The sequence below is a fragment of the Bacillus weihaiensis genome, assembly GCF_001889165.1.
Lineage (GTDB): Bacteria > Bacillota > Bacilli > Bacillales > Bacillaceae > Metabacillus > Metabacillus weihaiensis.
Genome location: NZ_CP016020.1, coordinates 145486 through 170544, shown reverse-complemented (window position 1 = coordinate 170544; position 25059 = coordinate 145486). Strand labels below are relative to the sequence as shown.

The 25059-nt window shown below is 37.5% G+C and carries 24 protein-coding genes and 3 pseudogenes; 2 read left to right on the top strand and 25 right to left on the bottom strand.

The window, feature by feature from the left end:
- Positions 1–27: 27 nt before the first annotated feature.
- From atpA to glyA, 14 genes are all read right to left on the bottom strand, one after another.
- On the bottom strand, positions 28–1536 hold the full coding sequence (gene atpA, locus A9C19_RS00780) for a F0F1 ATP synthase subunit alpha (protein ID WP_072578185.1): 1509 nt from the start codon (positions 1534–1536) through the stop codon (positions 28–30).
- Positions 1537–1551: 15 nt separating this feature from the next.
- On the bottom strand, positions 1552–2097 hold the full coding sequence (locus A9C19_RS00775; RefSeq protein WP_072578184.1) for a F0F1 ATP synthase subunit delta: 546 nt from the start codon (positions 2095–2097) through the stop codon (positions 1552–1554).
- Entirely contained in the window at positions 2094–2615 is a 522-nt protein-coding gene (gene atpF, locus A9C19_RS00770; protein WP_072578183.1) for a F0F1 ATP synthase subunit B, read from the bottom strand. Before atpF ends, A9C19_RS00775 begins: the two co-directional genes overlap by 4 nt.
- Before the next feature lie 286 nt (positions 2616–2901).
- Positions 2902–3114 carry a F0F1 ATP synthase subunit C gene (gene atpE, locus A9C19_RS00765; protein ID WP_072578182.1) on the bottom strand — a complete coding sequence of 71 codons (213 nt, stop codon included), beginning with the start codon at positions 3112–3114 and terminating at the stop codon, positions 2902–2904.
- A 46-nt stretch (positions 3115–3160) separates the two neighbouring features.
- The gene (gene atpB / locus A9C19_RS00760; protein WP_072578181.1) at positions 3161–3895 is read right to left on the bottom strand and encodes a F0F1 ATP synthase subunit A; all 735 of its coding nucleotides are present in this window, start codon (positions 3893–3895) and stop codon (positions 3161–3163) included.
- 24 nt (positions 3896–3919) lie between these two features.
- Entirely contained in the window at positions 3920–4282 is a 363-nt protein-coding gene (locus tag A9C19_RS00755; RefSeq protein ID WP_072578180.1) for an ATP synthase subunit I, read from the bottom strand.
- A gap of 6 nt (positions 4283–4288) precedes the next feature.
- Complete coding sequence (locus A9C19_RS00750; protein ID WP_072578179.1) at positions 4289–4477, bottom strand: AtpZ/AtpI family protein; 189 nt, start codon at positions 4475–4477, stop codon at positions 4289–4291.
- A 238-nt stretch (positions 4478–4715) separates the two neighbouring features.
- Complete coding sequence (locus A9C19_RS00745; protein ID WP_072578178.1) at positions 4716–6947, bottom strand: S8 family serine peptidase; 2232 nt, start codon at positions 6945–6947, stop codon at positions 4716–4718.
- Between the two features lie 280 nt (positions 6948–7227).
- The gene (locus A9C19_RS00740) at positions 7228–7767 is read right to left on the bottom strand and encodes a chromate transporter (RefSeq protein ID WP_072578177.1); all 540 of its coding nucleotides are present in this window, start codon (positions 7765–7767) and stop codon (positions 7228–7230) included.
- A 17-nt stretch (positions 7768–7784) separates the two neighbouring features.
- Positions 7785–8411: a chromate transporter gene (locus tag A9C19_RS00735; protein ID WP_072578176.1), complete on the bottom strand. Its 627-nt coding sequence runs from the start codon at positions 8409–8411 to the stop codon at positions 7785–7787.
- A gap of 233 nt (positions 8412–8644) precedes the next feature.
- Entirely contained in the window at positions 8645–9274 is a 630-nt protein-coding gene (gene upp, locus A9C19_RS00730) for a uracil phosphoribosyltransferase (protein WP_072578175.1), read from the bottom strand.
- A 497-nt stretch (positions 9275–9771) separates the two neighbouring features.
- Complete coding sequence (locus A9C19_RS00725; RefSeq protein ID WP_072578174.1) at positions 9772–10809, bottom strand: hypothetical protein; 1038 nt, start codon at positions 10807–10809, stop codon at positions 9772–9774.
- 128 nt (positions 10810–10937) lie between these two features.
- Positions 10938–11081: a hypothetical protein gene (locus tag A9C19_RS21615; RefSeq protein WP_158515035.1), complete on the bottom strand. Its 144-nt coding sequence runs from the start codon at positions 11079–11081 to the stop codon at positions 10938–10940.
- 831 nt (positions 11082–11912) lie between these two features.
- Complete coding sequence (gene glyA / locus A9C19_RS00720; protein WP_072578173.1) at positions 11913–13154, bottom strand: serine hydroxymethyltransferase; 1242 nt, start codon at positions 13152–13154, stop codon at positions 11913–11915.
- Between the two features lie 651 nt (positions 13155–13805).
- On the opposite strand from glyA, the pseudogene A9C19_RS00715 reads away from it, so the two are divergent.
- Together A9C19_RS00715 and A9C19_RS22655 are read left to right on the top strand one after the other, a co-directional pair.
- A pseudogene (locus A9C19_RS00715) lies at positions 13806–14024 on the top strand (transposase); the annotation flags it as partial.
- A 59-nt stretch (positions 14025–14083) separates the two neighbouring features.
- Entirely contained in the window at positions 14084–14374 is a 291-nt protein-coding gene (locus tag A9C19_RS22655) for a transposase (protein WP_083584239.1), read from the top strand.
- A gap of 24 nt (positions 14375–14398) precedes the next feature.
- Here the strand turns inward: A9C19_RS22655 and A9C19_RS00705 are convergent, their stop codons facing one another.
- The 11 genes and pseudogenes from A9C19_RS00705 to A9C19_RS22165 form a co-directional block, all read right to left on the bottom strand.
- Positions 14399–14680, bottom strand: coding sequence for a hypothetical protein (locus A9C19_RS00705; protein WP_072578170.1), 282 nt, complete (start codon positions 14678–14680; stop codon positions 14399–14401).
- Between the two features lie 109 nt (positions 14681–14789).
- A pseudogene (locus A9C19_RS21430) lies at positions 14790–14909 on the bottom strand (IS1595 family transposase); the annotation flags it as partial.
- A gap of 197 nt (positions 14910–15106) precedes the next feature.
- Complete coding sequence (locus A9C19_RS00695; RefSeq protein ID WP_072578168.1) at positions 15107–15673, bottom strand: TIGR01440 family protein; 567 nt, start codon at positions 15671–15673, stop codon at positions 15107–15109.
- 14 nt (positions 15674–15687) lie between these two features.
- The gene (gene rpiB / locus A9C19_RS00690) at positions 15688–16134 is read right to left on the bottom strand and encodes a ribose 5-phosphate isomerase B (protein WP_072578167.1); all 447 of its coding nucleotides are present in this window, start codon (positions 16132–16134) and stop codon (positions 15688–15690) included.
- 579 nt (positions 16135–16713) lie between these two features.
- The gene (locus tag A9C19_RS00685; protein WP_072578166.1) at positions 16714–18003 is read right to left on the bottom strand and encodes a methyl-accepting chemotaxis protein; all 1290 of its coding nucleotides are present in this window, start codon (positions 18001–18003) and stop codon (positions 16714–16716) included.
- A 55-nt stretch (positions 18004–18058) separates the two neighbouring features.
- The gene (locus A9C19_RS00680) at positions 18059–18508 is read right to left on the bottom strand and encodes a low molecular weight protein arginine phosphatase (protein ID WP_072578165.1); all 450 of its coding nucleotides are present in this window, start codon (positions 18506–18508) and stop codon (positions 18059–18061) included.
- Between the two features lie 534 nt (positions 18509–19042).
- Entirely contained in the window at positions 19043–19921 is an 879-nt protein-coding gene (locus A9C19_RS00675; protein ID WP_072578164.1) for a TIGR03943 family putative permease subunit, read from the bottom strand.
- Positions 19922–19936: 15 nt separating this feature from the next.
- Positions 19937–20950 carry a permease gene (locus tag A9C19_RS00670; RefSeq protein ID WP_072578163.1) on the bottom strand — a complete coding sequence of 338 codons (1014 nt, stop codon included), beginning with the start codon at positions 20948–20950 and terminating at the stop codon, positions 19937–19939.
- Positions 20951–21068: 118 nt separating this feature from the next.
- Positions 21069–22487: an alkaline phosphatase gene (locus A9C19_RS00665; RefSeq protein WP_072578162.1), complete on the bottom strand. Its 1419-nt coding sequence runs from the start codon at positions 22485–22487 to the stop codon at positions 21069–21071.
- 177 nt (positions 22488–22664) lie between these two features.
- Positions 22665–22841, bottom strand: a complete 177-nt coding sequence (locus A9C19_RS22170) for an LPXTG cell wall anchor domain-containing protein (RefSeq protein WP_233499308.1) — start codon at positions 22839–22841, stop codon at positions 22665–22667.
- Positions 22842–23639: 798 nt separating this feature from the next.
- Positions 23640–25055 (bottom strand): annotated as a pseudogene (locus A9C19_RS22165) (alkaline phosphatase); the annotation flags it as partial.
- Positions 25056–25059: the final 4 nt, after the last annotated feature.

Genomic DNA, 25059 nt, shown 5'->3' with positions numbered 1-25059 from the left:
TCAGCCTTCACTTAGATACATATTTCCTTACTCTGATACAGCAAAAGTCTTTTTAAAGCTCTCGATCGCTGCTTTCATATCTTCATCTTTTGGAAGTCCGCCAGTTGTACGAATTCCTTCAAGAAGTGAAGCATGGTTTTGATCTAAGTATGCATGGAACTCTTCTTCAAAACGAGTGATATCCGCTACAGGAATTTCATCAAGGAAGCCACGAGTTAACGCATATAGACTAGCAACCTGCTTTTCAACTCTTAATGGTTTATTTAAACCTTGCTTCAGTACTTCAACCGTACGAGCACCACGGTTTAATTTTGCTTGTGTTGCTTTATCAAGGTCAGAACCGAATTGAGCAAATGCTTCAAGTTCACGGTATGATGCTAAGTCAAGACGAAGCGTACCCGCAACCTTCTTCATTGCTTTAATTTGCGCTGAACCACCAACACGAGATACAGATAAACCTGCGTTAATCGCTGGGCGTACGCCAGAGAAGAACAGGTCAGACTGAAGGAAGATTTGTCCATCAGTGATTGAGATAACGTTTGTAGGAATATAAGCCGAAACGTCACCTGCTTGTGTCTCAATGAATGGTAAGGCAGTTAGGGAACCTCCACCTTTTGCATCACTTAATTTTGCAGCACGCTCTAGTAAACGTGAATGTAAGTAGAATACGTCACCAGGGTATGCTTCACGACCTGGAGGACGACGTAGTAATAGTGAAAGCTCACGATAAGCCGCAGCTTGTTTAGAAAGATCATCGTATACAACAAGAACGTGCTTGCCGTTATACATGAATTCCTCACCCATTGTTACCCCAGCATAAGGAGCTAAGAATAACATTGGTGCTGGTTGTGATGCAGAAGCTGTTACAACAATTGTGTAATCTAGTGCACCGTGCTTACGTAACGTTTCAACAACTCCACGAACAGTTGATTCTTTTTGTCCGATTGCAACGTAGATACATACCATATCTTGATCTGCTTGGTTCAAGATTGTATCAATTGCTACAGATGTTTTACCTGTTTGACGGTCACCGATAATTAACTCACGTTGTCCACGACCAATTGGTACAAGAGCGTCAATCGCTTTAATACCAGTTTGAAGTGGTTCATGAACAGATTTACGGTCCATAACACCAGGTGCTGGACTTTCAATTGGTCTTGTTTTTGTTGTTTCAATTGGGCCTAAACCATCAACTGGTTGTCCTAATGAGTTTACAACACGACCGATTAATGCTTCACCTACAGGAACCTCCATGATGCGTCCTGTACGACGAACTTCGTCACCTTCACGGATATCTGTGTAAGGTCCTAAAATAATAATACCAACGTTATTTTCCTCAAGGTTCTGAGCCATACCCATAACGCCGTTTGCGAATTCTACAAGCTCTCCAGCCATGACATTGTCGAGGCCATGAGCACGAGCGATACCGTCCCCAACTTGGATTACAGTACCAACATCGCTAACTTTTATATCAGACTGATAGTTTTCGATTTGCTTTTTTATAAGCGCACTAATTTCTTCAGCTTTGATGCTCATGAGTTTCACCCCTATCTACAATCTATTCGCGACTAATTGTCGCTCTATACGTTCAAGCTTTCCACTAACGCTACCATCATAAATACGATTGCCAATTCGTAGTTTTACTCCACCAATTAAGCTTGGATCTACAATATTTTGTAGGCGTAATGAATGTTTACCGATTTTCTTAGCAAAAGAAGCAGAAATAGAAGATAATTCTGTTTCTGATAGGTGACGAACAGAGTATACAATCGCATCTTCTGTCCCACGACTTTCATTTGCTTTTTCAACAAAATGCTCTACCATGCCTGAAACTACGTCTGAACGATGACGATCTACTAATAAGAACAATGTGTTAACAACAGCCTCTGAAAGACCTGTAAACGCTTCTTTAATTAGCGATTTTTTCGTTTCATTTTTAATTTTAGGATGGTTTAGAACTTCTGCTAGTTCTTTATTTGATGTAAAGACTTCCTTTACAACAAGTAATTCTGATTCGATTTGATCAACCGAGTTTTTTTCTTTTGCAAGTTGAAAAAGAGCTACCGCATAACGTTTTGCAACGATTCCTTTGCTCATCGACCTTCGCCTACCTCATTAATGTAGTCATTGATCAATTTCTCTTGCTCTTGTTCATTCAACTCTTTTTCGATAACTTTAGATGCGATCATAACAGATAGAGACGCAACCTGCTCGCGTAATGCTGCAACAGCTTGATCCTTTTGTTGCTCGATTTCTTTAAGTGCAGAGTCTTTAAGACGTCCTGCTTCAGAGCGAGCTGCTTGGATGATGTCTTCTTTTTGTTGCTCACCAAGCTTTTTCGCATTCTCAACTAAGCTTTGTGCCTCAACACGTGCTTGTTTTAAAAGCTCACGCTGTTCTTCAACTAGCTTTTGTGCTTCTTTATTTCGTTCTTCTGAACTGTTAATTTCATTAGCAATATGTTCTTCACGTTGCTTCATTATGTTCATAACTGGTCCTAACGCATATTTCTTTAATAATGCTAATAGGACAAGAAACATAACAAGCTGAAATATAATATCACCTGTATTTAGGCCGCCTGTAGCAGCACCTAATGCAAGATCAAAAGTTAACATAGCTCGGTTTCACTCCCTTCAAGAGTTCCATGATGGGTTATGATTATTTAAAAATATGACGGATTCAACATACTTAATATGAATTTGTGCTTGGTTAAAGATCACAAACACCATTATATCGTGTGTAAAAGACCATGACAGCCAGCACAAATTGTTAGGATAAAAGAATAATAATCCTTTTAAAGAGTCAAACATAATTGTGATTTCCACATAAAGGAATGGCGAAGATTCTCGTTTTGAGACGACTTCGCCACTATGAACCATGATTTATAATACAGTGTTACGATTATTGGAACATTACGATAAATGCAATAACAGCAGCGATGATAGGAATCGCCTCTACTAACGCAACCCCGATGAACATTGTTGTTTGAAGATCATTTTTCGCTTCTGGTTGACGAGCAATTCCTTCTACTGTACGTGATACGATCATACCATTACCTAAACCTGCACCTAATGCAGCTAATCCAATTGCAATTGCAGCAGCTAAAGCTCCCATTATATAATTCCTCCTTGAGTATAAATACATTTTTTATAATATATAATTAATGGTCATGGCTCACTTTGTGCGCCATATACACCATTGTTAACATTGTAAATACAAATGCTTGAATTGATCCAATGAAAATACTGAATGCTTGCCAGATTAACATCGGCACAGCAGCAACGATTGTTCCAAATATACCGCTAAATAGACTTGATTCGTATCCACCTATAGCAAGACCTGCAAGCAACCCTAACAGGATTTCACCTGCAAAAATGTTACCGTAAAGACGAAGACCAAGTGTTAACGTATTGGAGAATTCCTCAATAATTTTAAGAGGGAACATAAATTTCATCGGGCGGAAGAATTCCTTCCCGTATTCCTTTGCACCCTTCATTTTTATACCATAATAATGTGTTAAAGTTACGATCATTACTGCAAGTGTTAATGTGATAGCAGGGTCTGCTGTTGGTGATTTCCACCAAAGTTCATGATCAACAATAATTGCAAAAGGTAACCCTAACATATTTGATACAAAAACATATAGTAACACTGTAAAGCCTAGTGTTATAAATCGACTACCTGTTTTCCAGTCCATTGTACTGCTGATAATGTTTCTTACGAAATCTAATATCCATTCAATGAAGTTCTGTGCACCGGTAGGTTTCATTGCTAGTGTGCGTGTACAAATAATAGCTATTAAAAAGACAATCGCACTTGCAATAGTAATCATTAAGACATTTGATAAATTAAAAGTTAAACCAAATAAATCTATCACAGGACTTCCATGATTCAAATTGATTCACCTCTCTTCCAGCTATTAACGTAAATGCTTCAATAAAAAATCTATCATAATGACAACGTACATCGTCATTAATCCCAAAACTACACTTATCAAATCTATATACTCAGGAAATTTCAAGGCAAAAAAAACACCGACAATAGCTGAAGCCATTCTAGTGGCTGTTCCTAATGTCACTTTCCGCCCATTTGCTAGCGCTTCTCCAAATTGAGTAGATTTTCTAACCAACATCCACAAATTATAAAAACTGATGCTTGTTCCAATAATGAGGCCTAAGAAGATCTGTTGATAATCCGTTAGCCCCCAGCCCAATACATAAAGGGCTAGTAGATAGAATATGTACTTCTTATAACTGTGAAACATTAGTTGTAAATCAAACATGAAATGTTAATCTCCTGAAAAATAGTGTTGGACTAAATGGTACATGGCGTAAATTCCAATTCCTAGCCCGAGCAGAAGACCTACGATTAAAAACAGAGGCTCTGATTTAAAATAGCTATCTACCCATCTCCCAACAAAAACACCAATAATTGTCGGTCCTACTAAGTGAGAAAGGATAGCTGCCTTGAGGCCCATCGCATAAAGTGGATGGCGTTTTTTTGTCGCATTTTATAAATCCTCACTATAGATTTATAACGGATTTAGGGGTTAAACTGTGGGTTTTTTCAGGTTTTGAAAACCTTATCATTACACCCTCGTATAGCATACAATAGCATATTGGACATGTCAATCTGTTTCAAGTTATTAGTTCACAACTTTGTAAGAAACATCACAAATTGTTCACATTTCCTCTTGACATAATTATGTTCATTAATTATTCACCTAGTAAAATATCTGCTTCTACTTGATTTTCCAGTCCATCTTTTTTCGCAAAAAGGATTGCTTTATATACGCCATCCTTCCATTTTGTAGTTTCTATATTAATTTCCCTCTCAAAAAGTCCCCTCGAAACATTTCTCTTCCAATCTAAAAATCCTAGAAACACCATTGTATCTGGATCGTATAATGCTACTCCTAGCTCATCTGCTCCTCCTGGCAAATAGGTTTGATACATATATGCGTTTTTTTTATCACTGTAGCCAAATTCAAAGCCCATTACACGCGGATAGTTCGGCTCATCGATCACATATAGATATGGAAGCTTTAGAATATGATTTCCTTGCTCTAGTTCCAACCAATCTTGATGAATGCCAGCTTCAACTAAGGATGGTGTGATGTCAATTCCTATTGTCATCTCCTTTTTTTCTCCCTTCTCTAAATAGATCGTCTTAGGTAACGACCATGAAATACCTTGCTTACTTTTAGGAGTAACAAATGAAATCTTTTGTCTATCATCAGACTGATTATCTAGCGTAAGTGTCCAAACTCTTTTCGCCCTAGTTTGATGACGTTCGAATTTCCCAAAACTAAAGCTACCTGGATAAGCTAACACCTCGGCTTCAATTGCCTTCGTTATATTAATCCGTCCTGTTCCTTGCTCTGTTGGTTTTAAAAGATGCTTTTCTTTATCAATAAGCCTTGATGCTGTATTCATCAGTGATGCTTTCACTTGTTCGGGGTTCCAATTTGGATGTGCTTGTTTTATAAGTGCACATGCACCTGCAACATGCGGAGCCGCCATACTTGTCCCTTGTAATGCCATATAACCATCTGGTACAGTACTTTCGATTGCTACACCCGGCGCAACCACATCTGGTTTAATTGCCCATGTATTCGTAACAGGTCCTCTTGAGCTAAAATCAGCTAGCGTATCCTTTTCTTCTTGAAAGATTGTCCTTACAGAGGATTGCGATTTCTGTATCTGTTTTTTTATTTTGTTTCCATCTTCTTTTGAAACAGAGACTACTGGAATCTCAACCGGGATTTCTAATGATCCGATAAAATTCCCTTTCAGATTATTTGATATGATTACTGCTTTTGCACCAGCATCCTTGGCATTCAATACTTTCTCCGTAAAAGAAAGCTTCCCTCTTTCAATAAGGGCAATTTGCCCCTTCACATCCTTTAATAGGTCTTGTTTCTCTCCAATTCCCGCTTCTACAATGTGATGAACAGAGGTGAGATCCCACGGACTTGCTCCTTGTAACGGTTCAATCACTATTTTCTCCTTCAGTCCAGCAATCTGTAAGTATGGTTTTTTTAACGGGGGTGAGGAAGCACCAACAGATATAGCCTTCGCAGACGTTCCAGGTGAACCTACTGTCCACACTCCTGGACCAGAGTTACCACTAGATGTTACTGCTACAATTCCAGCCTCAACTGCTCGATCAAGTGCACGACTCGTCGGCCAATCAGGACCATTCACGTTATTTCCCAAGGAAAGATTAAGGATATCTACCTTATCCTCGATTGCTTGATCAATAGCTGCTATCACTTGATCCGATGACCCCATACCACCAGGACCTAGTGCTCGGTAAGCAATAATCTCCGCCTCAGGGGCAACACCTTTTAGCCTTCCATTTGCCGCAATAATGCCAGCCACATGTGTTCCGTGTAATGTTTCATCACCATCTTCAGCCAATGTTTCCATGGGATCTTCGTCACCATCAATAAAGTCCATGCCACCAGTATAGTTTTGATCAAGGTCAGGGTGATGATAATCAACCCCCGTGTCAATAACGGCCACCTTCACTCCTTTTCCTGTTAATCGTCGTTTTTCTTGATCATACATTCCACGTACCTCATCACCACCGATTAACGTCACATTTTCCATAAGATGAGGAGCATACGTTATCACTTCACTTGCATGGCGAACCCCTTCTAGCTCATTTATGGTTTGAAGAACTAGCGGATCTCCTTCTATAGAAAACCCATGAAACGCATGCTCATACGTATGTAGGATTTTCACTTTTTTCATTTTCTCAACCTTATGTTTCACAGCATCGTAGGAATTGGAATCAACGATCACAAGCATTCTATTTATCGCTTCCTTTTCCTCTTCTGGAAGCTCAGGCTTATTAGGGTATGTTTCTGCATGTAAAATAGGAGTGTCGAATAGTGTGCATATTATAATAAGTATAGGTATGAATCGTATGAATTTCCTCATCATCTATCACCTCATTACTAGCATGTGCGAAGGAAGAGGGAAACATGTGAAGGCATGGAGAATTTTGCTTATTTAGATGCAGGAATTATCAGTAAAATGAGTGATGAAATTATATATAAAAGGGATATGTAGATGGGATATGTAGATGAAAAGGAAAAACGCTGCCGTATTTTGAATACAACAACGTCTCTCATTAGAGTAGGTTATTCACGTTGAATGGATTAGCTTCAACTTTTTACTTCCTATTCTATTTAACTATATAGACTGATTCCGATACCATTTAAGAATAGAGGGTTACTCCAACAAGTCCTGAGAGAATAATGACAAATATAGGGTGCATTCGAAAACGTGTTAATGCTAAGAATGATAACAAACAGATTGCTACTAAACTAGCTGTATGATAAGAAAAATCGCCAATCATTTGATTTGATAACGCAAACTTGATTGCTGCATAAACAATTAAGCCGACGATAACAGGACGTAATCCATAAAAAGCAGCTTGTACGGTTTTATTTTTATTTCCTTTATAAAAAAAGGTGGCAACAAGTAAGATTATGATTAGTGGTGGGATTAGCATTCCTAACGCAGAAACAATCGCTCCCGGCATTCCGGCGGTTTGATAGCCCACAAAGATTGCACTATTTGTAGCAATAGGTCCTGGAGACATTCCCGCGACAGCAATTACATCTGTAAATTGCTGCGTTGTCATCCATCCATGTCTTGAGACTTCTGCTTCGATAACCGGAATCATCGCATAACCGCCACCAAAGGAGATAGAACCAATGATAAAAAAAGTCTTAAATAAATCCCACAAAACCATTTTCTCACCCCCGTGTTTTAAATACCTGAACCAAGGTAATAATCAGGGCTTTGATAGCTTTCTTCCTGTTGGTTTTCTAGCTTTACCGCATACCCTAATTTCTCTTTCACTTTCACTAAAACAATTCCTACAGTCGCACCACATACAATCGTTAATATAGGGTGAACATTTAGAACGAACAAGAGCAACACTGTCACTCCAGCCGTCATGAATGTAGTTCTATCGATGATCGCACTTTTACCAATTTTAAACGCAGCAACTGCGATTAACGCGACGATCGCTGGGCGGATTCCTTCAAAGGCCGCTTCTATTTTCGGATTATCTTTAAACATGAGAAACGAAATACTTAACAATATAACAATGAAAAATGTGGGAAGCATTACTCCAAGCATTGCAGCTATAGCCCCTTTTATTCCGGCAATACGATAGCCGATAAATGTAGCTGAATTAATAGCGATAGCGCCAGGCACCGATCCTGCTACTGCAAAAACATCTGTTACATCTTCGACTTTCACCCATTTCTTACGTGAAACCACTTCTCTCTCTATTAGTGGAATCATTGCATAACCACCACCAAACGTAACCGGTCCGATCTTTAAAAAGGAGAAAAAAATCTCCACCAATAACTTCCACTCATTTTTCATTTTTTCGTTTCTCCCCTCTGTTCGCTATGTTCCTTATAGTATAACAGACTTTTTACCATTTTGGTTAAAAGAGTTGTCAATTTAGAAAAAATAGCTTAATCACCCACTCAGTGCCTCGATGATTCTTTGGTACCAAAAGGGGTACTACAGACTGGAAATAGATATAAGGGTCCGTATTCTACTATTCAAGACAAAAAAAAGAAAACTCCTCCCTAGAAGTTTTCTTTTCAATCTTATTTTGTTCCGTACAAACGATCTCCGGCATCGCCCAATCCTGGAACGATATATCCGTGGTCATTTAGCTTTTCATCCAATGCAGCAATAAAAATATCAACATCAGGATGAGCTTCCTTTACTACATCCACACCCTCTGGTGCTGCAATTAGGCACATAAACTTAATGTTTTTTGCACCGCGTTTCTTTAAGCTGTTAATCGCCTCTACAGCAGATCCACCTGTAGCAAGCATAGGATCGACAACGATAAAGTCACGCTCCTCAACATCAGATGGAAGCTTCACGTAATATTCAACCGGTTGAAGAGTTTTTGGGTCACGATACAGACCAACATGTCCAACTTTAGCGGCTGGTATAAGCTTTAAAATTCCATCAACCATACCTAAGCCAGCACGAAGAATTGGAATAATCCCTAATTTCTTCCCTGCTAAAACCTTTGACTTTGCTGTTGTGACAGGTGTATCAACATCTACTTCCATTAAAGGTAGATCTCTTGTAATTTCAAATGCCATTAAACTAGCTACTTCATCTACAAGCTCACGAAATTCTTTCGTACCTGTTTTTGCATCACGAATATATGTAAGTTTATGCTGAATTAATGGATGATCAAACACATATACTTTCCCCATCAAAACATCTCCTTTTCTTAGACACTTCAATAGATTTTACAGAAAAACAACGTTAGTTTCAAGTTTAATTAAGAGAATTATTCGCAAAACTATCATTACATTCTGTTAGATGTAATAACATTTGCTTCCCATAATATTGTTTTCCTTCATATTTAACACATTTATACATAATTCAACACCTTCCAATTATTATTTTTTATTCCTTCATGTACTTGATGACCAAACCATACTAAATTTTTGCTTTTCCTACGATTATTCCTCTACAATTGAAACTATTGCATAAGCATGAAAACTTCTGATATAAGATTTCTTCCGCCGTTTCATAGTCCATCGTAATGTAATCACCAGCTTTGATACCCTTGATTGCTCGGAATTCAACTATAGTCATATTGACTCCTGCAACAGGATCGCAAGAGTGTGAAATTCTTCCTATGAATTATAGGTCTTCGATGTAGGAATTTTCGCTTATTTGTAGGGTGAAAATAGATTTGTATCTATTATAAATGTTCCTCCACCCTATTATTTGAATCAGACATTTGAATGTTCTTAATAGATTCCATAAGTTCCTTCGGGTTATCCGCTCTAAATACAACCGAATTGACATAGGTTGTCTTTCCATAGGAACTTTTCATTAAAGCAGGTTCTTTTAAAATAATTTCATATTGAGGTGAATCTATCTTTAACAATGAGTAATACGTGTCCTTGGATACCTTATCCGTGATGCTACTTGCTTTCGCAGTTTGGATACTTTCTATATTGTTAATTTCCACTTTAATACCACTCTGATATCCCAGACGTATAATTAAATAATTCTCCCCAATAACATGTGGCAAAAACTTTACTGAATTATATAACCCTATTATATAGAGCAAACCGTAAACATTTAGGACGGTAAAAATCCAAGCAATAATTTCACTCCACATTTGAAGAAGAAAATGAAACAGCACTCCCTCTACAAAAATTAATATAGAACATAAAATAACAATTGATTTAATTTGTGAATTCTTATGATACGTAAAAATACCATTTGAATTGATACTTGGCTTTTTAAACCATATAAAAATGGAATAATAAATAACACTTAGTTCTGTTAAAACTGCATGTAAAACAAAGCCTCTTCCTAGTTTTGGTTCAAGTGCAATCTCCACTACTTCTAGAAAGTTGTGTTTTTCATCTGATTGTATTGATCGATACCCACGAACACCTTTGACTATCCCATAAACCACAATTAATATCACACTAATTTCTATTATAGGCAGAAGCCAAAATAGCATTGTGTTTAAATAACCTCTTTGTGATGATGGAATTATCAGGTATGCAGCCCATAAACATGCTAGAAGCGAGAGATAAACCCATAGTTTTGGCATCGACCTTGGTCTGAGAATTAAAAAGTAAATTAGTGTTGGACCAACTGTAATCATTGCCAATGTTATGGTAATGGTTAACCAATCCGTCATATTCTCTAACCGTAAAGTGTAGTAGCTTCCACCCATTAGTACTATTAGCAACACGAATAAGATAGATAATCTTTTCAATCCTGTCCCCCCTCTATTTTTTGTGATACATCTTTTCTAAGTTATCTAGTTGAACCTCTTTAAGAGTAATATCTGGATTCTCTATTAATTGTTCAAACGTCTGAATATAGTCTGTTGCAAGTGTGTCTCTATTGTTTCCTGTTTTTAAATAATAAGGTGCTATATGCAAAGTACATGTGTAACTTCTGTTCACCTTCAAAAACAGACAAATAAAATTGATATTCTAATAACTCAAAATCAAATGGTAATCCACTAATATTTAACCCATCCACTTCATATGTCGACCTCCTAAAAAACCCGAAAAAATGTAAAATATAGTAGTATGCAAATAAAATAATTGCTATTTTATAAGTCTTTATCTGACTGGTATTACCCCATAAGGGATTTTGATATAAAAAAGGAACCACATTATATGACATTATTAGCAGCCTATAACGCATTCCTAATGAAGTATTCGGATCAAAAAGACATCATTAACAGGTCTACAGGAAGCACCTAAGTTTATTTAATAGTAGATATAACTCAACAGTTTAGGTCCTTACCTTCAGAAGTTCGTCAACTTACTCTTTTATTCTCGTAGAATTATTGCATTCTCACCATATTCATTAAGCCCAAGCATTATGATTTACAACACCCCATCGGGTAGATTTTCGTCAGCCTAAATACTGTTACGGTAAATTCTAACACCTTTTCATCAAGCTTATAACACTTTTATCCTTACTAAATCAAGTTCTATTCGACTAAGGGAGAGCCCTTCAAGACGTTGCTCTATCATTTGACCCATCTATATAACCCTTCAATTCCGTATTGAATTGTCTAACCTTTACTTGAGTAATGTAGACTATCCTCAATTTGAGTTAGAAATATTTCGCACAACAATATGGTCCGATTGATGAAGATAGAGTTATGAATAGAATCCGCTACTTCTCTTCTTTTAGACATGTTAATAACACTTATCTTTTGTTTTTTCTCTAATAAAAAACATCTCAACCACAGTAATATCAAGGATTCAAGATGTTTTAACTACTTTTGTTTAGTTGTGTTAAATGACAAATTACGCTAAAAAGCCAGATTCCTAAAAGTAGAAATCTGGCTCATATTTTTTACAGGTTACGATATAAAGGGAACTTACTTGTTAATGCTTCAACACGTTGCTTTGCTTCCTCAAGCTTAGTAGTGTCTTCATGATTTTTAAGAGCAAAAGCGATAATGCTTCCGATCTCATCCATCTCTTCTGAACCAAACCCACGGCTTGTGACAGCGGCAGTTCCAATTCGAATACCACTTGTTACAAATGGACTTTCTGTTTCAAATGGAATTGTATTTTTGTTAACAGTTACACCGATTTCGTCAAGAACATGCTCTGCCACTTTACCAGTGATTCCAAGTGAACGTACATCTACTAATAAAAGGTGATTGTCAGTTCCACCAGAAACAAGAGTTAAGCCTTCAGACTGAAGCTTTTCAGCTAATCGCTTTGCATTATCGATGATGTTTTGTGCATACACTTTAAAGCTATCTTGAAGGGCTTCACCGAATGAAACAGCTTTTGCAGCAATCACATGCATTAACGGGCCACCTTGAATTCCAGGGAAGATAGACTTATCAATTTTTTTACCGAACTCTTCTTTACAAAGAATCATACCCCCACGAGGTCCACGTAACGTTTTGTGTGTTGTCGTTGTGACAAAGTCCGCATATGGAACTGGGTTTTCATGGAGACCTGCAGCAACAAGCCCAGCAATATGCGCCATATCTACCATGAAATACGCACCTACTTCGTCTGCGATTTCACGGAACTTCTTGAAGTCAATTGCTCTTGGGTATGCACTTGCTCCAGCTACGATTAGCTTTGGCTTATGAAGTCTTGCTTTTTCTGCTACATCTTCATAGTTAATACGATGCGTTTCTTCATCAACACCATACTCAACGAAATTGTATTGAACACCGCTGAAGTTAACAGGGCTACCGTGTGTTAAATGACCACCATGAGATAAGTTCATTCCTAGCACCGTATCACCTTGCTCAAGGATAGAGAAATAAACACCCATGTTCGCTTGTGCACCAGAGTGTGGCTGAACATTAACATATTCTGCACCGAAAATTTCTTTTGCACGGTCGCGCGCAATGTCCTCTACTACATCAACATGCTCACAGCCACCGTAATAACGACGACCTGGATAACCTTCAGCATATTTATTCGTTAATACAGACCCTTGTGCTTCCATTACTGCTTCACTCACAAAGTTCTCAGAAGCAATTAATTCAATTTTTGTTTCTTGACGTTTACGTTCTAGCTCAATCGCATCAAAGATCTTTGCATCTTGTTCTGGTAAATGTTTCATTAGTTGAATCTCCCTTCATTCGTAACCGTTTAGTAGGATATGTTCATTTTACACTTTTTTATGACGTCTATTTCCATCTATATTGTACACGGATATAACGTTGAATGTAAAAGTTTTTCTAGTATTTTTTAAACTTTTTTCATATTCTTAGGTTGTATACGGTTAAAAAACGAACATTCAAGTGCACTTAGTCAAATTGTGTTCGTTTTTTAAAGTTTATTGTATTTATAACCTCTATTTTCATCATTTTACGTGTGAATGTCAACTAAAAACGTTGAGTTTTCGATAGATTTGAATGGTTTGTCAAAAGGTTCGGTCACTGCTCCTTGTCGAATCGTCGCTTTTTTTTGCGAGAGTTGAGCTGTTCACCGCAGAATTGGACAATTTTTTACCAAAATTAGATGAATTCACTCCGTATGGACCACTAACTGACCTACCTGATTACATTCCCCTTTATAACAGAAAAAGAGGCTGATCCAAAAGTCTAGATTTTAGACCTTGGGTTAGCCTCTTTTCATACTTTTATCTTTTTAATTCAGTTAACGTAAAAACCGGGACGTTCCATTCCACTATCGATCTAAAATTGTATTCACAGAAGCAAAACCCCTACGAAAACCGTCTTTTTTAAAGAATAATTAAACAACAAAAAAATCGGGTAGTCAAACTCCTGATTTTCGAACGATCAATCGGTTTCAATCTGATCGTATGAAAGACATTATCTATCAAGTCTTCTTTTCAATTGTAGAGTTACTACGTGAAAAAGGATTGATAAAGCTAGAGCACTATTTTGTTGATGGGACTAAGATAGAAGCAAATGCAAATCAATATACATTTGTTTGGAGAAAAGCGACAGAAAAATACGAAAAAAAATTCGTGAACGTCTTCAGAGTGAAAAAGGATGAAAATTATATAGCTAACGAAAATGTGATATAGAAAGGGTATTTGGACAAATAAAACATAATCAGCAGTTCAGACGCTTTTCAATGCGTGGCCTCAAAAAAAATACGATTGAATGGGGGCTTCTTTGCGTTGCACATAACTGTAAAAAAATGCAGAAAACAATAAAAGAACGAAAGAAAAAGAGGAAATTGGAAACCTATAAGGGGAAGGAATCCCTCTTTTTTTATTGGCTCTGTTATATTTTAATGTTGATTTTTTATCATAACAATGGGATACCCATATTTAAGAGGTTTCCCGTTGTTAAACAAATGTTTCCATAGTTCACTAAGACTTTTCCATTTGTTTTATTTGTGTTTTTTTTCTATGAGATTTATCAAATGTTTTAAGTCTTCCTCGAATCTCTGTTTCTTTTTTGGGTTACTAATAATCTCTTGGGGTTTAGTAGCCCCAATAAAATATCGCAACTCCCTATTTTTTACAAAAAGTTCAGTATGCTCAGAAAACAGCGGTTTAAACCATTGTTCGTTTCTAAGGATTTTTAAATTTTGGTTAGTCGTTTCTTCTGTAGGGTGACTATCTTTACCTCCCCATAGTGTAATTAAGGTTTGTAATATTTCACTAAGCATTCAATCAGCTCCTTATATCTATCTTATCGTTAATACGGTTGAAAGTAGTATTGGTTTCAATTGAATCAAAATCGAATGTTCCTACAGAAACATACACTTGTGGTTGAAAACGACCACCAACAGAGGATGTTGGCTCAACATAGCGTTTAACCCACTGATATACTTGCTCTTTTTTTGTATGTGGTAATTTGTCGAGATACTTTAACAAGTTGCTAAACGCTTTGCTCACCTTGAATCCTACATCGAATGTTTGTTCTTATATTGATTATATCAAGTATTCGAGCAGGTATCAAATATCAACATTTACCTTTAACAGAGCCTTTTTATTAAAAAAGCCTAATTATTTGTTTCTACACGAAAGATAAAGAAAAGGTGCTCAAAAGGTCGTTATTTAACAACCTTTTGAGTCACCCTCCTCTCTCAGTATTAATGACAAGATGTATTTTCATGGGTATGCTCATAAATAGCCCTGGCGCCACCGATAAGCTTTGGTCTTGTTTTCGCCATTGTAACATGCGCTTCACCGATTGATTTAATTTTACTTCTAAGTGGAACCGCAACATGCTTTAAATGCATGCCAATAAACGTGTCACCAATATCAATTCCAGCATCCGCCTTAATGTGTTCAACAACTACTGGTTCTTCCATATGTTGAAAAGCATAAGTTGCCATAGCTCCACCTGCCTTACGAACAGGAATAACCGTAACTTTTTCATAGGCATTGGCAGCTTTCTTTTCTATAACGAGTGCACGATTTAAATGTTCGCAGCATTGAAAAGCGAGTTGGATGCCTGTCTCTTCTTTTAGGTGAGATAGTTCTTTAAAGATCATTTCAGCTACCTCATCTGTTCCCGAAGTCCCAATTCTTTCACCTATCACTTCACTTGTGCTACAACCAATGACGAGGAGATCGTCTTTACTTAAGTTTGCTTGCTCCTGAAATTCCGCCAATAACGTTTGCAAATTCTGCTTCCACAAATGTAAATTTGTCATGTTTTCGACTTCCTTTAGTTCTCGTTATTTTCGTATTCCGTAATTTTTCCGATACGATTTGCATGACGTCCACCTTCATATTCAGTTGTTAGCCATACTTGAGCAATTTCCCTCGCTAATCCTGGTCCGATTACACGTTCACCCATTGCAAGCATATTACTATCGTTATGTTCACGCGTTGCTTTAGCACTAAATGTATCGTGAACCAACGCACATCGAATCCCTTTTACTTTGTTTGCTGCAATACTCATTCCAATCCCTGTACCACAAATTAAAATGCCTCGATCGAATTCACCACTTGCTACTCGTTTTGCTACAGGTAGCGCGTAATCTGGATAGTCAACTGAGGTTTCACACTCACACCCCATGTCTTCAAATTCAATATGTAACTCTTCAAGTAAAGAAATGATTTCTTTTCGAATATTTATTCCGCCGTGGTCAGATGCAACAGCTACCTTCATAGATATCCTCCTAAAATATAAGATGTTTCTTTAAGGTCCTTCTCTTAAACATTGTTGCTATTTCAGATGAATTTTTAAAAATAGTATCATTCATACGTAAGAACCTTGTACAAGGGAAAAATCCGGCAACTGGAATTTTTCCGAAAGCAACAATCTAGACGAAAAACTACTTTCCTTAATCATACTATATTTCTTCTTATAATGAAAAATATGCTGAGACCTAAGTGTTCAGTTAATGAGAAACCCGAATTTTCAGGTGATATGTTAATGAAAATCTCCCATATCGTTCGGTTTTTATTCTTAGTCACTACATTTATTATTTATGCATACGATTGTTAATTGCTAGTGTAATGGAGCGGAAGACACTTGACTCCGGCGGGAGGTAGAGGAAAGGGTGAGACCCCACAGGCGTAGCCGAGGAGGCTCAGCTTCCTCCCCGCGGAAAGCAAGTGGATGCAGCGGAATGGAACGTACTGGTTCATCCACCACAACATATTAATAAGTAACATTGTGTCAAACGATAATCGTTCGTCTTTTAAAAAAATGATTGAGTTTGACCCAACCTCTTAAGAAAGAAACTTATAAATCGAAACGATCAATGGTTTTTCTTAGATGGTCTGCACTCTCTGCAAGCTGCTTTCCTAATTGATTAATTTGGTGAATATTTGTTGTTTGGTCATTGATTGCCGCTGCTACCTCGTGAGCTCCAGCAGAAGTTTGTTGAGCAATAGCTGCAACCTCCTGCGATTGAGCCCCTGTCTTGTGTAAGGAATCCATTTGTTGATGAACTAGTTCACTAATTTGATTAACAGCAGCTGCCACACTTACTATTGAATTGGTTGTTTCTTCAAGCATTTTAGCAGAGGTTTGGCCGTTTTCAGCTTGATGTTTTGCTGTTTCGACCTGTTCTGCAATCTGCCCGACTACATTTTGTACCTCTTGCTGAATGTTTTGAATCAATCCACTTATACCTTGAACAGCTCTTGCGCTTTCATCTGCAAGCTTCCTTACTTCCTCTGCTACGACCGCAAACCCTTTACCATGTTCACCAGCTCTTGCTGCTTCTATGGAGGCATTTAAGGCAAGAAGATTTGTTTGGTTAGCAATATCTCCAACAAGGGAAACAATTGTAGATACCTCATTCGCATGCTCTTCTAATCTTCGAACAGCTATCATAGATTGCTGGTTCTCTTCTGCTAATGTCTGAATTCCCTTTATTAATGTTTCATACACTTTCTTACTTTCATCTAAAGAAGCTACCATTTGTTTTGACATTGATTCTGATGAAGAGGCCTTGTCCTCTACCTGTGTTGCAAACGCAATGATATCCTCTACGGATGCTGCCGTTTCTTGAATTGACATAGCTGACTGGTCTGCACCACGAGAAATTTCATTTACCGTTAAAGAAATATCCTCTGCTTGCTTAGAAGCATTGCTTGAAGCAGTCGCAATTTGACTTACCTGTTCATTCGTGGCATAAAAATTTGACTCGATGCTTTTCACCATGTCTCTCATATTATGGAGCATTTGATTAAAAGCTAGACTTAACCCTCTAATTTCATCATCACTTTTGGTTACCTCTACATCTTCGTTAATATGTCCATCCGCAGCTTTATATGCCACTACTTCTAATTTCTTCAAAGCACGTGTAATAAACCCTGCACCGAAGTATGCTAAAACCCCTGACCAAAAAATTCCCATTAACAGTGTCACTAATGTAAAAATTTGCGGAGGAACAAGATGATCTGCATAATGAACTAAAAAATAGATAAAAAACGCACTCGTTGAATATGTAATGAAAGCGAGTGTTGTTGTGAAAATGACTAGTTTCAAACGCAAACTGAACGTATATTTCTTTTTATTGCCCATACTTTCGTCCCCCAAGATATAGATACTCTCTATAAATACTATCTATCATCCTTATTTATTTTTGTAGCTTTTTCACTAGCTGTTGGATAAGTTCTTGTAAATCAGATAACGTTTGACGATACATGGCTAATGTTCCTCCAAACGGATCTGAAATATCTCGTTTTTCCCCATTCTCCTCTCCTACATATTCGGATAATGTGAAGGTTTTTCTGCCTACATGAGGATAAAGATCAATTACCGCTTGTTTATGATTGTTAGTCATAGTGAGAATAACTGTCGCCCATTCGACAAGCTCATTCGTTAAACTAGAGGACTGGTGTATACATTCAATGCCCTTTTCCTTTAATGCTTCTATTGCATGATGTGAGGCATTACTTCCATCTACTGCAAAAACACCTGCTGATCTTACATCAACTGAGTCTATGTCACATAAATGGCGAAAGAGCGCTTCTGCCATAGGACTTCTACATGTATTTCCTGTGCATACAAATAGTACATTTGTCATAAAAAAACTCCTTTTGTCTTATTATAAATGAAAAAGCGTACGTAAATAGTCGAGTATTGTTTCTTTTTTTCGAACTTTCGTACAGCGTGTAAAACGCAAATTAACGTAGTATGGAGACTTATATTCTGCCAAACCCATACCCCTATTCCAAGTAAATGAACAGCTATTCTTAACAAACCATTATAGTATACCTTGTCTAATCCACAAAGAACAAAGTCTAGACGAGGCATTTTTTCGCATAGAGTACAGTTCAGACGTTTTTTAAGTGCTTACCTTCAAGAAAAACGATTGATTGGGGCTTATTTACGTTGCCCATCACTTCAAAAAATGTAGAAAGTAACAAAAAGACATAAAGAAAAAGAGAAGATTGGATACCAATACGGGGCAGGAATACTTCTTTTTCATTAAAAAACCCTACTTATTTGGTTCTGCACACAAAAAAGAAAGAGTGCTCAAAAGGTCGTTATTTACCAACCTTTTGAGTCACTCTCTTTATAGGCAATACACTATTAAAATAGGGTAACCCTCTGAAACTTAATAAATGTAAATATACGGATCCTCAGGTGCTTCAATCTTTTCTAATGAACTGATCGTAATAGAAGGTATTTCTTTTCCATAACTTTCTCCTTTTTCAATTGTCCCTGTTACTGTTACCCACTCATCATTTTTTAATTGGGTGGCCTCTTCCCCAGTAGCCATTGTTCCGATAACCTGAAGATCTGCTACACAACAAGAAACTGTAAAACGAGAAATAGCCATTTGATTTGCTTCAAATTCTGGCTCACGATATACAAAGCCTGTTAATTGTACTTCTTTTCCGATAAACTGATCAAGATTGCGTTCAATATAATCTATGATTTTTGTATATTCTGCATTTGTTATTTCGATTTTATCCTTCTTTAGTAATCCTTCTAAATAGAGTTCATCGAGTGTTTTAGGCTCGTTTGTAGGAGAAGCGGTGGTTGCTCCATCACTCTTTCCATCTGCAGAAGCAGTAACGGCTGTATCCTGGCTAGATGCTTGAACCTGAGTATCAGCAGCCCCTAGATTAATACCCCTTTTAGCAATAACCGAGCTATCTAGAACAACTTCTGGAAACATAAAACCCGTTAAGACAGGAAATAAGAACAATGAATAGACTAAGATTGATTTAATAGGCGATTTCTTACCGCTATGATCAAGTCCACAATCACAATAAATATCCAAATCCTGCTTTGAATCACTTCTCCAAATCTGTAAAATCCCTAAAATGAGAAATGTACCTGTTGCAAAATAAACAAACGGAAGCATTTTCGGTGCAATAAAATTCGTAATATCTCCAGATATAATGAGCTTAACAAGTAGCAATGTAAATCCTACTAAAATTATTCCACGAATATATTTTTGAAAGCTTAAATCATTTGATTGTTCCATTTTATACCTCCTCGTTTACATGACAAACATTTGATAAAGAATGACACCAGCATATACCGCAACTGTAACAATAAACATAAACGCTAATACAAATTTTGTTTTAAAGTAGCCAAACAAAAGAATCGTATTCTTCATATCTAGCATCGGCCCATATACTAAGAAAGCCAAGAGAGCTCCTGGAGCAAATGTACTTCCTAATGAAGCAGCAACAAACGCATCCGCTTCAGAGCAAAGAGATACCACAAAGGCAAATATCATTAAAACTATCGGTGATGTAAATTCATTTGAACCAACAGTGACTAGTATGCTTCGGTCTAAGAAGGTTTGAAATAAGCTGGCAATAAACGCACCAATGATCAGATACTTCCCCATATCAAAAAACTCATCACTAGCATGATACAAAGTAGCTTTTAATTTATTCACCTTTAGAGTTTGAGGACCCTGTTCTTGCGCCCCTACTAGTTCTTCCTTTGTGACCTTTAATTGATCACTATTTTTGAATACCAGATAAATCACTAACCCAATAATAATCGCTACAATGAAAGCTAATACCATACGACCTACCAACATGCTAGGGTTCGTTTGAAAAGCAAAATAAGTTGATGCTGCAACTACTGGATTTAAGATTGGAGCTGCCGCTAAAAAGACAAACGCAACATGAAGGGGCATACCCTTTTTAATCAATCTTCTTGCAACCGGTACAATAGCGCATTCACAAACTGGAAAGATGATGCCAAGTAGAGCCGCAGGTATCACAGCCACAATCATATTCTTAGGAATTGATTTCTTTACCATTTCCTCCGTTACAAACACTTGTATCAGTGAGGAAACAAATACACCTAATAAGATAAAAGGAATCGCTTCAATGACAATACTTAAAAAAATGGTGTTTAGGTTTAACCATTCCTTCGGTAGTGTGAATTGATCCTGAAACGTTTTATAATCCCAAAAGATAAAGAAATAAATAAATATAGCCACTAAAGCTAAACCAATTATCTCTTTTGATTGTTTAACTAATGCCGTTTTCATACGAAAAACCCCTTTTTTAAGAATTCTGCCTATCTAATGAGGTGAAGATGAGGAAAATAGGAAGAGGATAAGGAGAAAAAGTAGAAAGCTACATTTATAGCTCTCTACTTTTCTACTACTATTTATTTTCTTCAAGTAAATTAAAGATAATGTGTGCTTGGTCTGTGTTATCAATAAGTCCTTTAAAACGATTTTTTTCAGGACCAAATGCATAAACAGGAACCTCTTCACCCGTATGCCCACCTGTAGTCCAACCTGTTACTGAATGCTCATCAACAATATCTTCTATAGCATCGTCAATTTTGTAAGGGTTATTTGTACTTAAAGCATTCTTTACTGTTTGGAACTGTTCAGCTGTAATTTTGCTATAAAGACTAGAGTCGATATATTTTTTCATAATGCCTTCTACATCAGCCGATTGACCAGCTGCACCGATTTCTGCTGCAATATAATCAGGTGTTTTCTTAAACGCTGTAATTGGACTAATATGGAAATTGTAATCTCCGCTAGGATTAGCCTTTGTATTTGATCCTAATGATAGACCACCTGTCGCGTGATCAGCAGTTGTCACGACCAATGTTTCACCGTCTTTTTTCGCAAAGTCAATCGCTGCTTTAAAAGCACGCTCGAAATCTTCCATTTCACTCATTGTCCCAACAATATCATTGTCATGCTCTGCCCAATCGATTTGACTTCCTTCGATCATTAAGAAGAAGCCCTTTTCATTATCATCTAAACGCTCAATTGCAGCCGTTGTCATCTCTTCTAATGAAGGAATACTCTCATCACGATCAATCATCTTTGGAAGACCACCTGTTGCAAACAAACCTAAAACCTGGTTGTTTTGATCGTTCATTAGCTCTTCTTTGTTCGTAACATAGCTATAGCCATCCTCCACGAACATTTCTGCTAAGTTCCCTGGATTTTTGCGTCCATGCTCAGGGATAAAGTTCTTGGAGCCTCCACCAAGCAAGACATCGACTTTATGCTCACCATTCACTAGTTCTTTATAATAATCATCCGCAATGGCATCCATGTTTTGACGACTTTCATCATGAGCACCATAGGAAGCTGGCGTTGCATGGGTTATTTCAGATGTTGCAATTAACCCTGTCGCCATACCATCTTCTTTTGCTTTCTCAAGAACCGTTTTATAAATTGTTTTGTCGTTATCCATTCCAATTGCATTGTTATACGTCTTAATACCTGATGCCATCGCAGTGGCAGCAGAAGCAGAATCTGTAATATTTTGTGCTGGATCATCTGGATAGGTTGTTTGCATTCCTACTAGATACTTATCAAATTCTAAAGCTTCCATTGTTTTCGTATTCGGATCGTCTTTCATATAACGATGAGCAGCAACTGTTGATGGCCCCATCCCATCTCCAATGAGGAAAATCACATTTTTCACTTTTGTTCCTGATTCATTTTCAGCTTTAGCAGCATCTTGATTTAAGCTTGCGAAACTACCGACTACAACTGAAGAAAGGACAGCAGCTGTCACGATCTTCTTCGTTATTGAACGTTTAAAAACCATTCTATTCCCTCCTACTAATTTATTAACTGCGACTCTTAAACACTTGATTTTAAAATTAGAGTGCTACTATAGTTGATTGCAACTTTAGGTAGTTCTCCCCTCCTATTGTTACAATCAACCTTCCTTGAGGTTCTAAACAAGTACAACCTTCTCTAGTACTCTAGTCATTCTCAAAGATTAATTTTCCGCTTTAGCTTTTCTTCTTTGATAAAGAACAATTCCTCCACCAGCAAGTAAAATCATAAAACCACCAATTAAAAGGTTAAAAGAGTTTGTCGCAGTATCTGGTAAGCCGTATCCACCTTCTGTAGCAGGAAGATGATTTAAATCTTCAACATCCTTTGCGTTGTCCATTTCTAGCTCAAAGACAGCAAAAGAACTAAAGTGCTTAGTTTCCGCTGTTACTTTTCCAGCATGATAAGATCCGCCAATCAATTCCCACTTCTCATCTTCTTCGTTAAAGTAGAACATCTTCACATCTTCACTATTGTCTACTTCACCTGTCACGTTAAACTCTAATGTAACTGGAGCTTTAAACGTATGGATTACCTCGTCACCTGAAGAGATAGTGAAATCATAAATGGCACTTAAAGCTTCATTTATATCCTTCATTCGTTCAATGTTTACTTTCACGTCACCATCTGGAAGATTCTCAGAAGGGATATTAACGCTCATATCCTTATTCATGACTTTAAGCGCAATCCCTTTTTCTTTTAATAGCTTTACTTGTTCTTCATTCAAACTAAGCTCGACTTTATACTCTTCACCTAAATCAATCGTGATGGTTGAATTCTCATCAACTGCCTTTAAATCCTCAGTGCTAATTGTTGCCTTTCCATTCTTAATCTCAACAGCTATTTCTTTTTGCTGAGGTTGTTCACCTGGTGTTCCTTCTCCGTCACCCGGTGCTTCCTCTTCGTCACCTGGAGCCTCTTCTCCATCACCTGGTGTTTCTTCTCCATCACCCGGTGTTTCTTCTCCATCACCTGGTGTTTCTTCTCCATCACCCGGTGTTTCTTCTCCATCACCTGGTGTTTCTTCTCCATCACCCGGTGTTTCTTCTCCATCACCCGGTGTTTCTTCTCCGTCACCTGGCGTTTCTTCTCCATCACCCGGTGTTTCTCCGTCACCTGGTGTTTCTGTTTCAGGCATCTTATTTTGTTCTAAAAGATCAAAAATAATTTTTGCTTGATCCGTATTATCAATCAGACCTTCAAAACGCTCTTTTTGAGGACCGAATGCATAAACAGGTACGTCTTCTCCAGTGTGTCCACCAGTTGTCCAACCTGTTACTGAATGCTCGTCTACTATATTTTCAATTGCATCATCAATGGCATATGGATTTCCTGATTTAACAGCCTCTTTTACAGTATTAATTTGTTCATTAGTAATCTTGCTATAGAAGCTTGAATCAATATGCGCTTGCATGATTGCTTCTACATCCGCATTTGTCCCAGCTGAAGCAATTTCTGCCGCAATAAAGTCTGGTGTCTTATTGAACGCTTGAATTGGACCTACATGGAAGTTGTAATCACCACTTGGTTTTGCCTTCGTATTTGATCCTAAAGATAAACCACCTGTAGCATGGTCTGCTGTTGTAACAACAAGTGTATGACCATCCTTTTCGGCAAAGTCAATTGCTGCACTAAACGCGCGTTCGAAGTCTTCCATTTCACTCATCGTACCGACAACATCATTGTCATGCTCTGCCCAGTCAATTTGACTTCCTTCAATCATTAAGAAGAAGCCTTGCTCGTCCTGCTTTAAACGATCAATCGCTGCAGTTGTCATATCTTCTAATGAAGGAACAGATTCAGGACGGTCTATCATTTTTGGTAAACCACCTGTAGCAAATAACCCTAACACTTGCTCATTCTCATCATTCATTAGTTCTTCTTTCGATGTTACAAAACTGTAGCCACTGTTTTTAAACTCTTCAGCAAGATTACGGTCATCACCTCGCCCATCTTCAGGAATGAAGTTTTTTGATCCTCCACCTAGAATAACGTCTATTTTATGATGGCCATTTACTAATTCATCGAAATAATCATTTGCAATTGCATCCATGTTTCGGCGACTTTCATCATGAGCTCCATAGGAGGCTGGTGTCGCATGCGTTACCTCAGAAGTTGCAACTAAGCCTGTTGCTTTGCCGTCTTCTTTTGCTTGCTCCAATACAGTTTCATAGATATTTTTATCATTATCCATTCCGATTGCGTTATTGTATGTTTTAATTCCTGATGCCATTGCTGTTGCAGCAGATGCAGAGTCTGTAATATTTTGTGTTGGATCATCTGGGTATGTAGTCTGCATCCCTACTAAATGTTCATCAAATGCCGTTAGCTCCATCATCTTTGTTGAAGGATCATCCTTCATATAACGGTGCGCTGCGACCGTTGAAGGACCCATTCCATCTCCAATTAAAAAGATGATGTTTTTAATTTCTGGTGTTTCTTCTGCTTTAGCCTTCATCGTTTCCTTGTTTAAGCCTGTGAAACTACCAATAATTAGCGTTGATAGAACACCAAGAGTTACTAGCTTCTTCGTAATACCTCTTTTTACTACCACGACC

Bases quoted from the DNA above. Each gene is read 5' to 3' on its own strand.
- atpF (WP_072578183.1), bottom strand. From the start codon at position 2,615: ATGTTAACTTTTGATCTTGCATTAGGTGCTGCTACAGGCGGCCTAAAT.
- A9C19_RS00740 (WP_072578177.1), bottom strand. From the start codon at position 7,767: ATGGTTTTGTGGGATTTATTTAAGACTTTTTTTATCATTGGTTCTATC.
- A9C19_RS00675 (WP_072578164.1), bottom strand. From the start codon at position 19,921: ATGGAACAATCAAATGATTTAAGCTTTCAAAAATATATTCGTGGAATA.
- A9C19_RS00750 (WP_072578179.1), bottom strand. From the start codon at position 4,477: ATGGGCCTCAAGGCAGCTATCCTTTCTCACTTAGTAGGACCGACAATT.
- A9C19_RS22170 (WP_233499308.1), bottom strand. From the start codon at position 22,841: ATGGACAACGCAAAGGATGTTGAAGATTTAAATCATCTTCCTGCTACA.
- A9C19_RS00705 (WP_072578170.1), bottom strand. From the start codon at position 14,680: ATGCTTAGTGAAATATTACAAACCTTAATTACACTATGGGGAGGTAAA.
- A9C19_RS00735 (WP_072578176.1), bottom strand. From the start codon at position 8,411: ATGAAAAATGAGTGGAAGTTATTGGTGGAGATTTTTTTCTCCTTTTTA.
- atpA (WP_072578185.1), bottom strand. From the start codon at position 1,536: ATGAGCATCAAAGCTGAAGAAATTAGTGCGCTTATAAAAAAGCAAATC.
- glyA (WP_072578173.1), bottom strand. From the start codon at position 13,154: ATGAAACATTTACCAGAACAAGATGCAAAGATCTTTGATGCGATTGAG.
- A9C19_RS00670 (WP_072578163.1), bottom strand. From the start codon at position 20,950: ATGAAAACGGCATTAGTTAAACAATCAAAAGAGATAATTGGTTTAGCT.
- A9C19_RS00680 (WP_072578165.1), bottom strand. From the start codon at position 18,508: ATGACAAATGTACTATTTGTATGCACAGGAAATACATGTAGAAGTCCT.
- upp (WP_072578175.1), bottom strand. From the start codon at position 9,274: ATGGGGAAAGTATATGTGTTTGATCATCCATTAATTCAGCATAAACTT.
- A9C19_RS00745 (WP_072578178.1), bottom strand. From the start codon at position 6,947: ATGAGGAAATTCATACGATTCATACCTATACTTATTATAATATGCACA.
- atpE (WP_072578182.1), bottom strand. From the start codon at position 3,114: ATGGGAGCTTTAGCTGCTGCAATTGCAATTGGATTAGCTGCATTAGGT.
- A9C19_RS00685 (WP_072578166.1), bottom strand. From the start codon at position 18,003: ATGGGCAATAAAAAGAAATATACGTTCAGTTTGCGTTTGAAACTAGTC.
- rpiB (WP_072578167.1), bottom strand. From the start codon at position 16,134: ATGAAGGTAGCTGTTGCATCTGACCACGGCGGAATAAATATTCGAAAA.
- A9C19_RS00665 (WP_072578162.1), bottom strand. From the start codon at position 22,487: ATGGTTTTTAAACGTTCAATAACGAAGAAGATCGTGACAGCTGCTGTC.
- A9C19_RS00755 (WP_072578180.1), bottom strand. From the start codon at position 4,282: ATGTTTGATTTACAACTAATGTTTCACAGTTATAAGAAGTACATATTC.
- A9C19_RS00695 (WP_072578168.1), bottom strand. From the start codon at position 15,673: ATGACAAATTTACATTTGTGGAAGCAGAATTTGCAAACGTTATTGGCG.
- A9C19_RS00775 (WP_072578184.1), bottom strand. From the start codon at position 2,097: ATGAGCAAAGGAATCGTTGCAAAACGTTATGCGGTAGCTCTTTTTCAA.